The sequence below is a fragment of the Mucilaginibacter psychrotolerans genome, assembly GCF_004519315.1.
In the GTDB taxonomy this organism is placed as follows: Bacteria; Bacteroidota; Bacteroidia; order Sphingobacteriales; family Sphingobacteriaceae; genus Mucilaginibacter; species Mucilaginibacter psychrotolerans.
In genome coordinates this window covers 152,027-163,438 of record NZ_SOZE01000004.1, presented here as the reverse complement: position 1 = coordinate 163,438, position 11,412 = coordinate 152,027, and the positions used below count along the sequence as shown (strand labels likewise).

Annotated in this window: 12 protein-coding genes; 7 read left to right on the top strand and 5 right to left on the bottom strand. The window is 44.8% G+C overall.

Annotated features, from left to right (window positions below):
• Positions 1-2,196, bottom strand: coding sequence for a DNA helicase RecQ (recQ, locus tag E2R66_RS06300; protein ID WP_133227990.1), 2,196 nt, complete (start codon positions 2,194-2,196; stop codon positions 1-3).
• 245 nt (positions 2,197-2,441) lie between these two features.
• On the opposite strand from recQ, the gene E2R66_RS06295 reads away from it, so the two are divergent.
• From E2R66_RS06295 to E2R66_RS06285, 3 genes are all read left to right on the top strand, one after another.
• On the top strand, positions 2,442-3,527 hold the full coding sequence (locus E2R66_RS06295) for a mannose-1-phosphate guanylyltransferase (RefSeq protein WP_133227741.1): 1,086 nt from the start codon (positions 2,442-2,444) through the stop codon (positions 3,525-3,527).
• Positions 3,528-3,681: 154 nt separating this feature from the next.
• Positions 3,682-3,882 (top strand): hypothetical protein, encoded by a 201-nt coding sequence (locus tag E2R66_RS06290; protein WP_133227743.1) that lies wholly within the window; start codon positions 3,682-3,684, stop codon positions 3,880-3,882.
• Positions 3,864-4,259 carry a type II toxin-antitoxin system VapC family toxin gene (locus tag E2R66_RS06285; RefSeq protein WP_133227745.1) on the top strand — a complete coding sequence of 132 codons (396 nt, stop codon included), beginning with the start codon at positions 3,864-3,866 and terminating at the stop codon, positions 4,257-4,259. Before E2R66_RS06290 ends, E2R66_RS06285 begins: the two co-directional genes overlap by 19 nt.
• Positions 4,260-4,317: 58 nt before the next feature.
• Here the strand turns inward: E2R66_RS06285 and E2R66_RS06280 are convergent, their stop codons facing one another.
• The gene (locus tag E2R66_RS06280; RefSeq protein ID WP_192901950.1) at positions 4,318-4,572 is read right to left on the bottom strand and encodes a hypothetical protein; all 255 of its coding nucleotides are present in this window, start codon (positions 4,570-4,572) and stop codon (positions 4,318-4,320) included.
• Positions 4,573-4,582: 10 nt separating this feature from the next.
• On the bottom strand, positions 4,583-5,356 hold the full coding sequence (gene rlmB / locus E2R66_RS06275; protein ID WP_133227749.1) for a 23S rRNA (guanosine(2251)-2'-O)-methyltransferase RlmB: 774 nt from the start codon (positions 5,354-5,356) through the stop codon (positions 4,583-4,585).
• A 310-nt stretch (positions 5,357-5,666) separates the two neighbouring features.
• Here rlmB and dnaB point away from each other — a divergent pair, with 310 nt between their 5' ends.
• A complete protein-coding gene (dnaB, locus tag E2R66_RS06270; protein ID WP_133227751.1) occupies positions 5,667-7,220 on the top strand; it encodes a replicative DNA helicase in 1,554 nt (517 codons plus the stop codon).
• 74 nt (positions 7,221-7,294) lie between these two features.
• Here dnaB and chrA read toward each other — a convergent pair whose 3' ends face one another.
• On the bottom strand, positions 7,295-8,494 hold the full coding sequence (gene chrA, locus E2R66_RS06265) for a chromate efflux transporter (RefSeq protein WP_240049245.1): 1,200 nt from the start codon (positions 8,492-8,494) through the stop codon (positions 7,295-7,297).
• 11 nt (positions 8,495-8,505) lie between these two features.
• On the bottom strand, positions 8,506-8,844 hold the full coding sequence (locus tag E2R66_RS06260; RefSeq protein WP_133227753.1) for a tetratricopeptide repeat protein: 339 nt from the start codon (positions 8,842-8,844) through the stop codon (positions 8,506-8,508).
• Between the two features lie 67 nt (positions 8,845-8,911).
• On the opposite strand from E2R66_RS06260, the gene E2R66_RS06255 reads away from it, so the two are divergent.
• From E2R66_RS06255 to E2R66_RS06245, 3 genes are read left to right on the top strand one after another with little or no spacing between them, the layout of a single operon-like run.
• A complete protein-coding gene (locus E2R66_RS06255; RefSeq protein WP_133227994.1) occupies positions 8,912-9,649 on the top strand; it encodes an electron transfer flavoprotein subunit beta/FixA family protein in 738 nt (245 codons plus the stop codon).
• A 34-nt stretch (positions 9,650-9,683) separates the two neighbouring features.
• On the top strand, positions 9,684-10,661 hold the full coding sequence (locus tag E2R66_RS06250; RefSeq protein WP_133227755.1) for an electron transfer flavoprotein subunit alpha/FixB family protein: 978 nt from the start codon (positions 9,684-9,686) through the stop codon (positions 10,659-10,661).
• 27 nt (positions 10,662-10,688) lie between these two features.
• Positions 10,689-11,288 carry a bifunctional nuclease family protein gene (locus E2R66_RS06245; RefSeq protein ID WP_133227757.1) on the top strand — a complete coding sequence of 200 codons (600 nt, stop codon included), beginning with the start codon at positions 10,689-10,691 and terminating at the stop codon, positions 11,286-11,288.
• The last annotated feature ends 124 nt before the right edge of the window (positions 11,289-11,412 follow it).

Genomic DNA, 11,412 nt, shown 5'->3' with positions numbered 1-11,412 from the left:
TTAATTCCCTACTTCAGACATGAATTTGATACGCATCAGCTGTACCTCTTCGCGGGTGTAATCATCCGAACCCAGGTCTACCAGTGCATCATCTATAGAGTCTACCTCTGCTGTCTTAAAGTAATCGTAAACCTCTTCCTGTTTGTCCTCATCTATAACCTCGTCGATATAGTAGTTGAGATTTAACTTGGTACCAGAGTTTACAATCGTTTCTACCTCTTTCAGTATCTCTTCGTAGGTAAGGCCTTTAGATGCGGCAATGTCATCCAAATTCAAGTGGCGATCAATATTCTGGATGATAAATACCTTTAAAGCCGATTTATTAGCGGCACTTTTTATAACCATGTCCACCGGGCGGTCGATATCGTTGTCGTCTACGTATTTCTGGATGAGATCGGTAAACGGCTTGCCAAATTTCAGTGCCTTGCCCGCTCCCACACCCGATATTTGCTTAAGTTCCTCGGTATTAACCGGGTAATGCGTGCACATTTCTTCCAAAGACGGATCCTGGAAGATAACGAAGGGTGGCAAGCCTTTTTGCTTGGCCATTTTCTTGCGCAAATCTTTCAGCATCTGTAGAAGTACCGTATCCAACGCGCCACCACCTTGCTTAGGGCCGTCCTCAGCCTCATCATCGTCTGTCGGGCCCATGTCCCGGTTTAGTACGAAACGAATGCTGTACGGATTTTCGATGAAGGAGTTGCCTGCTTTGGTTAAGTGTAGCAGTCCATAGTGGTCGATATCTTTTGACAGGAAGTTGTTAAGCAAAGCCTGGCGCATCAACGAATTCCAAAGATTCTGGCCGTCTTCTACGCCTGTTCCGAAGTAATCTTCCAGTTTATCGTGCTCATAGTTCTTCACCTGGGCATCATCTTTACCCATCAGGATATTGATGATATGCGTATCGTCGAATTTCTCGCCGATAAGCTTGATCAGGCTAAGGGCTTTGTGTAATTGCGCTTCGCCATCAAAATGAGTTTTCGGTGCCGAGCAGTTATCGCACATACAATTGCAGCCAGCCTCGTTAAAGTTTTCGCCAAAGTAATGCAGCAGCTGCTTGCGGCGGCAAACCGATGATTCGGCATAATCGATAACTTCTTTCAGTATCTGGGTACCTATCTCACGCTCGGCTACAGGCTTATCTTTCATAAACTTCTGCAGTTTATCAATATCCTTGCCGCTGTAAAAGGCAACGCAAACGCCTTCGCCGCCATCGCGGCCGGCGCGGCCGGTTTCCTGGTAATACCCCTCCATGCTTTTAGGCATATCGTGGTGTATTACGTAGCGTACATCCGGCTTATCTATACCCATCCCGAAGGCAATGGTAGCCACAATCACATCCACATCTTCCATCAGGAATTTGTCCTGTGTATCGGCACGAACCTTAGGATCTAAACCGGCGTGGTATGGCAATGCCTTTACGCCGTTAAGATTAAGTGCCTCGGCCACTTCCTCTACCTTTTTACGGCTGAGGCAATAAATAATGCCCGATTTACCCTGATTTTGCTTTACAAACTTTACAATTTCCTTAATAGCCGTGCGTTTTGCCCTTACCTCGTAAAACAAGTTAGAACGGTTGAACGACGACTTATAAACCGTAGCGTTGTTCATTTGCAGGTTCTTCTGGATATCCTGCTGTACTTTGGGCGTTGCCGTGGCAGTTAGGGCTATGATCGGGATATCATCGCCTATGTTGCTTATCACTTGCCGTATCTTGCGGTATTCGGGCCGGAAATCATGCCCCCACTCTGAAATACAGTGAGCTTCATCCACCGCCACAAAGGATACCTGGTTCAGCCTCAAAAAGTCGACGTTCTCTTGCTTGGTCAATGATTCGGGCGCAACGTATAGCAGTTTGGTTTTGCCACTCAAAACATCGTCTTTCACCCTAAGGATATCGGCTTTGGTAAGCGAGGAGTTGAGGAAATGCGCTATGCTGTCTGAGCCACCAAAGGCCCTTAACTGGTCTACCTGGTTTTTCATCAGCGCGATGAGCGGGGAAATCACAATCGCTGTGCCTTCGCTCATTAATGCAGGCAGTTGATAACACATGGATTTGCCACCACCGGTTGGCATTATCACAAAAGTATCGTTCCCTGCTAAAATGTTCGTAATTATCGCTTCCTGCTCACCCTTAAAGTTATCAAACCCGAAGAAATTCTGCAGGTTATCAAAAAGCGATTTTTTAGCTTCTATCATTTATGTACTTTAATACGTTTTAAAAATATGGTTCAAAATAACAAAAATTTATAAATAAACGATGGGTTTTGTGTAAAATTTTATATAAAAATGATTATTCTTCTGAAAACAATTTGTTTATTTATCTCTTAGAATGAAAGCATTTTTTATGATAAAATATTTAGTTCCATTTAATACTAAATTTACAAATTAATGCACACTTTTAACCAGTATTTAACAAATAAAAATTCTTCGACCCGAGCATGAATAAAAACTACTATGCCATCATTATGGCAGGCGGTATTGGCAGCCGTTTTTGGCCAATAAGCAGGACCTCGCACCCAAAACAATTTATTGATATACTGGGTACCGGGAAAACACTTATCCAAAACACCTACGATCGTTTCCTGAAAATTTGCCCTAAAGAGAATATTTATGTGGTTACCAACGAAATTTATACCGGCCTGGTAAAAACACAACTGCCAGATATGGCAGACGACCAAATACTCACCGAGCCAGTGATGCGCAACACCGCCCCTTGCGTGGCCTATGGCTGTTTTAAAATTGAAAGCCTTAACCCCGATGCGGCGATTGTAGTGGCTCCGTCTGATCATCTGATACTAGACGAGGCTGCCTTTGTTACTGCTATAGAAAAATCGCTGCAGGCAGCTATCGAAAAACAATGCCTGGTAACGCTGGGTATAAAACCATCGCGCCCGGATACCGGCTACGGCTATATCCAATACACCGATGAAATAATCAATGAGGATTTTCATAAAGTAAAAACCTTTACCGAGAAGCCAACCGTAGATATAGCCAAAACCTTTATCCAAAGCGGCGACTTTTTGTGGAACGCCGGGATTTTCGTATGGTCGGCAAAAGCTATTGTAAATGCCTTCAACAGCTACCTGCCCGAGATGCATGAGATATTTGCCGAAGCCCGCCCGGTTTACAACACCGAAGATGAAAAGGCTTTTGTTCATAAGATATACCAGCGCTGTATCAATATTTCTATCGACTACGGAATTATGGAAAAGGCATCCAACGTATATGTGCTACCATCAGAATTCGGCTGGAGCGATTTGGGTACCTGGGCATCCATTTACCAACTGGCCGATAAAGATTATGTGGGAAACGCCGTTATCCCATCAGAAAAGGTGATTATGTACGATAGCAGCAACTGCATGGTAAACGTACCCGGCGAAAAGCTGGTGATACTGCAGGGCCTGCACGATTTCATCGTTGTAGAAAGCAATAACTCCCTACTGATTTGCCCGCGCGACCAGGAACAGAACATCAAACAAGTAGTTGCCGACGTAAAGAGCAAATTCGGGGCGAAATACATTTAAGCGTGGATGTGCAGATTTCCAGATTTTAGATGTAGTGATGATGCTAATAAGCAATAAAGAGCGTCCGTTTCCATTCGAAACGGACGCTCTTTATTGCTTATGTTATTCGTCTATTTTTTTGTAGATTTGATTTACTACACATTTGATAATCGACATGGAAACAGTATTGGTAGAATTAACCAACCAAAAAGCGTATAAGTTATTGAAGGACCTTGAGGATTTAAATATTATTAAGGTTTTGAAGCAACCTGCGAGTTTATCATCATTGCGCGACAAAATTCAAACCAGGATGAGTAACGAAGATATAGATAAACAACTTGATGCGTTGCGTGGCGAATGGCAAAGAGCTATTTAATTGATACTTCGGCGATAATTAAATATCTTAATGGTTCCTTTTCGGAAACAGGTTTAAAATTTATTGATGGAATTATAGATAGCGAAAGTAGCTTGTCTTTCATAACCGAGATAGAATTACAAGTGTGGGATCCGCCGAATAAATCAGACCTTGGTGTCTATCAATTATTTGTTTATCAGGCGGATATTATTGGAATTGATGATTCTATCATTGCCGAAACTATAAGAATCAGAAAAGCTTACAAGTTGAAATTACCAGATGCCTTGATTGCTGCTACGGCATCCGTGAATCGCCTAACTTTAATTGCAGATAATGATAAAGACTTCGGAAAGGTAACGGCATTAAAGTACCTCAACCCAAACAGTATAACTATATAACGAAGAAGCCCGATTGTCCTATCAACCGGGCTTCTTCGTTATTAGAAGTTTTCTGAAGTTACCCCAAAGCTTTTAATCGACGAATCTCTGCAATTAGTAGCGGAATATCCTGTTTAGCGCCGGCTATAAAATCAAAGTCTGCATCAGTTGCTCCCATCAACTCAATATCTTCTCCTCTATTTTCATCTTCGCCGGTCATTATAAAGCTATTTCCACTCTCGTGGTCTCTATCTTCAATGTAAGATTTCCACGGACCACGTTGCGCCATATTGCACCTAAGTTCTATTTCCTTTAGTTGTTCTTCCGAAATCATAATCACACCTTTAAAGTTGCTTTGCTACTTCACGCTGCCTGATAGCTTCGTAAAGAATCACTGCGGTGGAAACGGATACATTTAACGATTCTATTTCCCCAAACATCGGAATCTTAGCTAAATAGTCAGAGATGCGGATGATATCGTTGCGGATGCCGTCTTCTTCCGAGCCCATAATGATGGCGGTTGGTGCGGTATAATCGGGCGTGTAGATGTAGTCGTTCGTTTTTTCGGTGCAGCAAACCAATTGCAAGCCAGATTCCTGTAAAAACCTAACGGTTTGCATAAAATTATCGTGGCGACAAACCGGTATCTTATATAATGCACCTGCCGATGTTTTTATCGCATCGGGGTTTATTTGTGCGGAGCCCTTTGCCGGGATTACGATAGCATGCACGCCGGCACACTCGGCGGTTCGGGCAATGGCACCCATGTTGCGCACATCCGTAATGCTATCCAAAACCAAAATTAAAGGCACCTCCCCTTTTTCGAAAATCTCCGGAATAATGTTCTCAACCTTATGGTAAGTAATGGGCGAAATAAAGGCGATAACACCCTGGTGGTTTTTCATGGTGATGCGGTTCAGTTTCTCTACCGGCACCTGTTGCGCAGTAATCTGGTACTCGTTCATCACATCGCGCAACTCGTTCAGCAAACCGCCGCCCAGTCCGCGCTGCGTGTAAAGTGCCTCTATTTCTTTCCCGGCAAGTATCGCCTCAATAACCGCACGTATGCCAAAAACCATTTGGTTGCCCTCGCGCACCGGCTTAGAATTATAACTCATTTCTTCTTATTTCGTTCGCGCAAAAGTACTTATACTATTTAACATTAAGCTGTCATTTACGTTAGCTTCTATTATACCTTTTTCCCTCCGTAAAAAGCTTAAATAATTACTTTGAAAGTTATCAACACCATTCTTAAATAACTATCATTCAAACAAATAAATAGTTATTTTATTTTTATCAACATTTTGGTGTTGATAAAAACCGGGCACAAAATGGCTTATTAGTGCTCATTAGAGGTAATTAAAAAAATGAAAGAAAAGATATCAATTCTTCGTAAGGCTGCGATTTATTAGTATATTTTTGTGGGCTATGATTTTCGAGAACGATTCTACAAATAATAAAACAAACACCGACCGTAAAAGCCGTTTCAGCAACCCTACACCAAACGGTTTGCTGGGCAAATTACCTCCACAGGCGTTAGACCTGGAGGAAGCTGTGCTGGGAGCGTTAATGCTTGAAAAAGATGCTCTTTCTTCGGTTATCGATGTGTTGAAACCCGAGGTTTTTTACGAAATCCGTCACCAAAAAATATTCAATGCTATTGCTGTCCTGTTCGAGAAAACATCGCCGGTAGATATACTTACTGTGGTTGCCCAGCTACGCCAGCAGGGCGAGCTGGAAATGATTGGCGGCGCCTACTATGTTACCGAGCTTACCAACCGCGTGGCTTCTGCCGCCAATATTGAGTACCACTCGCGCATTATCATCCAAAAATACATACAGCGCGAATTGATACGCATCTCTACCGAAGTGATTAGTTCGGCCTATGAAGATACCAGCGACGTTTTCGACCTGCTGGATAAAGCCGAGAAGAACCTCTTCGAGATTGCCCAGAACAACCTGCGCCGAGATTCGCGCATGATGGACGACCTTGTGCATGAAGCGCTAAAGGATATGGAAGCGCTGAAGGATAAAAAAGATGGACTTACAGGCGTTGCCTCTGGCTTTACCGATCTTGACCGTATGACCTCAGGCTGGCAAAAATCCGATTTGGTTATTATAGCGGCCCGCCCGGCAATGGGTAAAACAGCTTTCGTACTCACCTGTGCACGTAACGCCGCAGTGGATTTCAACAAACCTGTTGTAGTGTTCTCTTTGGAGATGTCCTCGGTTCAGTTGGTGAATCGTTTGATATCCGGCGAAACCGAAATTGAACAGGAAAAAATACGTAAAGGCACTTTAGAAGAATGGGAATGGCAGCAGATACACTCTAAAGTTGGTCGCCTGGAACAAGCACCTTTAATTATAGACGATACGCCATCCTTAAATATATTCGAGTTCCGTGCCAAGTGCCGCCGTTTAAAATCGCAGCACGATATACAGCTTATCATCATCGATTACCTGCAGTTGATGCACGGTAAAGCCGATGGCAAAGGCGGTAACCGCGAGCAGGAAATAGGTAGTATATCCCGCGCTTTAAAAACCGTAGCCAAGGAACTTAATGTGCCCGTGATTGCGCTATCACAGTTGAGTCGTGCCGTAGAGAGCAGGCCCGGTGGTTCGAAAAGGCCGATGCTATCAGATTTACGTGAATCGGGTTCTATTGAGCAGGATGCGGATATGGTACTGTTCCTTTACCGCCCCGAGTATTACGGACTTGATGTGGATGAAGACAACAACCCAACCCAAGGCGTGGGCGAAGTAATTATAGCCAAGCACCGTAATGGCGAAACCGGCCGCGTAAGGCTGAAATTCGTAGGCAAGTACGTGAAGTTTACCGATTTGGAAACCAATATGGACGGCTTCCCACCTGCCGGCAACGCCTTTGCTGGTTTAGCCCCGTCGCAGGATTTCGAGAAGCAAAGCAACTTCATCATCCGCCCTTCAAGGATGGATGATATGGAAGACGAACCACCGTTTTAGGCCAAAATCTGAAACAAGAGATAAGATACAAGAATCAAGAAAGCCCTCAGGATGCAATATCATGAGGGCCTTTTTTACATTATCAGGCCAAGCGCTACGCCTATCAAAATTATCACAGGTGCCTTTATCTTCGTAAACTGCAACAGCAGGAACGTAGCTGCCATTAAACCATAAGCCAATAAATTAAGATGGAAGGGCATCACCAGCATAATAAACGCGGTGGCCATAAAGCCTACTGCTACGGCGTTGATGCCGCTTAAAGAGTTTTTAATGCGGGTTATCTTTTTCAGGTCGTTCCAAAACGGTACGATGAAAAGGATTAGGATCAGTCCCGGCAGGTTAATGCCAATAACCGCTACCGCGCTGCCCACTATCTGCCCTGCAATGCCGTAACCCTTATCGCCCATAGCAATGCCACCAACAAATGAGGTAAACGAAAATGTTGGCCCGGGCAATGCCTGCTGCAAGGCGTATCCGCTCAAAAATTCCGAATTGGTGAGATAGTGTTTCAACTCCACAAATTCGGTATACATCAGCGGCACCAGCACCTGCCCGCCGCCAAATATCAGGATACCGTTTCGATAGAAATTCTCGAACAAACGTATGGGTAAACTGAAGGCCGAATTACGGCTCACCACAGCACCCAAAGCGGCAAAAAACAGCAGTATCCCGATAAAATAAGCCACCTTATTAGGGTTTACGTTGCTGAACAACTTTACCCTTAACTCATTCTCCTGTGGCTGCGTTTCCAATGCTGATGAAATGATACCGCCCATCAAAATCAATAAAGGGAAAGCGTAGGGGGTCTGCAATATCAGCGTGGCAACCAACGAAGCCGCCGCAAGCATTACCGTAACTTTGGTGCGCAGAAATTTGGTAGCAAAGGTATAAGTGGCGTACCCCACAATGCCCACCGCCATGGGTTGAACAAACCGCAGTATTGCGGTAAATTTCTCCTTATCGGCAAACATTTTATAGCTGATAGCCGCCGCGCACATAATAGCCGATGAGGGCAATATCCATATCAGAAAAGTAATGATAGCCAGGCGCAGCCCTCCTACTTTCCAGGCTATGCCTACCAGCGTTTGGGTAGATGAAGGGCCCGGCATAATCTGCGAAAGGGCATTCAGTTCCAGCAGTTCCTCCTCGGTAATATAACCGCGTTTCTGTACAAATTCGCGCAACAAAACGGCTATGTGCGCCTGCGGTCCGCCAAAGGCAGTAAAAGTGTACAGCAATACATCCCTGATAAATAAAAGCTCCCTGCGCCTCAAAGTACTATTAGTTAATAATCGTCGTCGTCATCGTAACCTTTGGCGGCCATATAAACGCCCTGTAATTCGCTATAGGCATGGTTATCGCGTTTCTCCTTGGTTATCTTCATGCCGGTTTCGTAAATGCGTATGGCATCATCTTTCCGGTCAAGGGCCTCGTATAATTTACCCAGGTGATAGTAAGTGCCCGTATAGTTGGGATGGTTGTTCACCAAATCCTCGTAATAGCCCAGGGCTTTTTCGGTATCGTTAAGGCGCAGGTACTCTGTTGCTAAGGCATATTTCAAAAACTCGTCGTTCGGCTCGTTCTGTATAAAAGCCAACAGCTTATCTAATCTGCTTATCTCCATTTTTTACTCTCTCTTTTTTAACTAAATTTGCATCACCAACAAATACCCGTAAAACAAACCAATTATGATGAAAATACTGGTATGTATCAGCAACGTTCCGGATACCACGACAAAAATAACCTTTACAGATAACAACACCCAATTTAATACTAACGGCGTTCAGTTCATTTTAAACCCCTGGGACGAGATAGCCCTGGCCCGCGCCATAGAATTGGCCGATGGCGGCAAAGGTACCATTACCGTTATCAACGTAGGCGATGCCGCAACTGATGCTACCATTCGCAAAGCGTTAGCGATAGGTGCTACTGATGCTGTGCGCATCAACGCCAAACCGAAGGATGCATGGTACGTGGCTTATCAGATAGCCCAATATGTAAAAGCAAACCCTTTCGATCTGATCCTGACCGGTAAAGAATCGATAGATTATAACGGCTCAAAAGTTGCCGGTATGCTGGGCGAGTTACTGGATATACCATCGGTATCTATCATCAAGAAACTGGATTTAGATGGCGGGACAGCTGCTGTAGAGCGTGAGATAGAAGGCGGCAAAGAATTACTGACTATCCCACTACCCTTTGTGGCCGGCACAGCCGAGGGCGTTGCAGAACCTAAAATACCCAACATGCGCGGTATTATGAGCGCGCGCACCAAACCGCTTACAGTGGTTGAACCTATAGCAGTTGAAACTTTTTCAAACATCATTGGTTATGAAACGCCTGCCCCTCGCGGCAAGGTAACGCTGGTTTATGCCGGCAGCCCCGCCCAACTTGTTGAGTTGTTGCACACACAAGCGAGGGTTATTTAATCGATTCATTTTACTTCAAGAAGAAAAACGATATATGTCAGTTTTAATATATGCGGAAAATGCAGGCGGGAAGTTCAAGAAATCTACCTTCGAAGCGGTAAGCTACGCCAAAGACATTGCCGACCAAAATAATACAAGTCTAATAGCCATTTCAATTGGCGATGTGGCAGCAGGCGATTTAGCTGCCCTTGGCCAATACGGTGCCGAAAAGGTGCTGAATGTAAGCAACGCTAAACTGAAAGATTTTGTGAACCAGGCCTACGCCTCGGTTATTGCCGAAGCTGCCAAAGCGCAGGGTGCGGATATTGTTGTGCTATCCAACTCCTTTAGTGGGCGCGGATTGGCACCACGCATAGCTGTAAAACTACAAGCCGGACTTGCAGATGGCGTAGTAGAACTACCGGCACAGGATGGCGGCAAATTCACGGTGAAGAAAACAGCCTTCTCTGGCAAGGCATTTGCAACAGTTGAGTTAAGCTCTGCTGTTAAGGTTATTTCCCTTACGCCTAATGCATATAAGGTAGTTCCAAATGGCACGGATGCATCGGTAGAAGATTTTAGCGTAGAAAACAAGGAGTCCGACTTTAAGGCGATGATAAAAGATATCGTGCGGTCTACAGATAAAGTTTCCTTGCCCGATGCTGAGATTGTGGTATCCGGCGGGCGTGGACTGAAAGGCCCCGAAAACTGGGGTATGGTAGAAGAATTGGCAGAGTTGCTTGGCGCAGCCACGGCCTGCTCAAAACCGGTATCAGATGCCGGCTGGCGCCCGCATAGCGAACATGTTGGCCAAACAGGCATAGCTGTCAGCCCAAATTTGTATATTGCCATTGGAATTTCCGGGGCCATACAGCACCTGGCGGGCGTAAGCTCTTCAAAGGTTATCGTGGTTATCAATAAAGATGCCGAGGCCCCGTTTTTTAAGGTTGCGGATTACGGCATAGTTGGCGATGCCTTTGAGGTATTGCCAAAACTAATTGCCGCAGTTAAGGAATATAAAACTACGGCTTAAAACTGTTTTGTTGTGATGGGTAATGATATGAAAAAAATTGAGCTGGATATCGTGGGGCTTTCTTACAGCCAAACACAATCCGGCGCGTATGCGTTGGTTTTGGGCGAAATGAATGGCCGCCGCAGGTTGCCTATCATAATTGGCAGCTTTGAGGCACAAGCTATTGCTATAGAAATAGAAAAAATGACACCGAGCCGCCCCCTCACTCACGATTTATTCAAGAGCCTGGGGCAGGCATTTAACATCTCGGTAAAGGAAATTATTATCTACAACCTGGTGGATGGTATATTTTATGCTAAGCTGGTTTGCTTTGATGGCAAGAAAACGGTAGAGATTGATGCGCGCACCTCCGATGCCATTGCGGTATCAGTACGGTTCGATTGCCCTATTTACACCTACGAGTTCATTCTATCTACAGCAGGCATTGTGATAGAGGGTAACGATTTCGTGTACCTCGAAAACATCAACGAAACATCTGAAGAAAAAACACCGGCCACACCGGCAGGGTCGTTCAATTCCGTTAGCGATGACGAATTAAAAACCCGCCTGCAGCAGGCTCTCGCCGAGGAGGCCTACGAAAAAGCCGCCAAAATACGCGACGAGCTGAATAAGCGTAAAGCATCTTAAAACCAAATTGGGGAAGATAAATTAAGTATCTTCCCTAATTTATTCGTTCACCCACTAACTTACGGCCTTTTAGAAATTAAGCCCGAAATTAATATGGGCTACACTGTTGCAGATTACCGGGCCG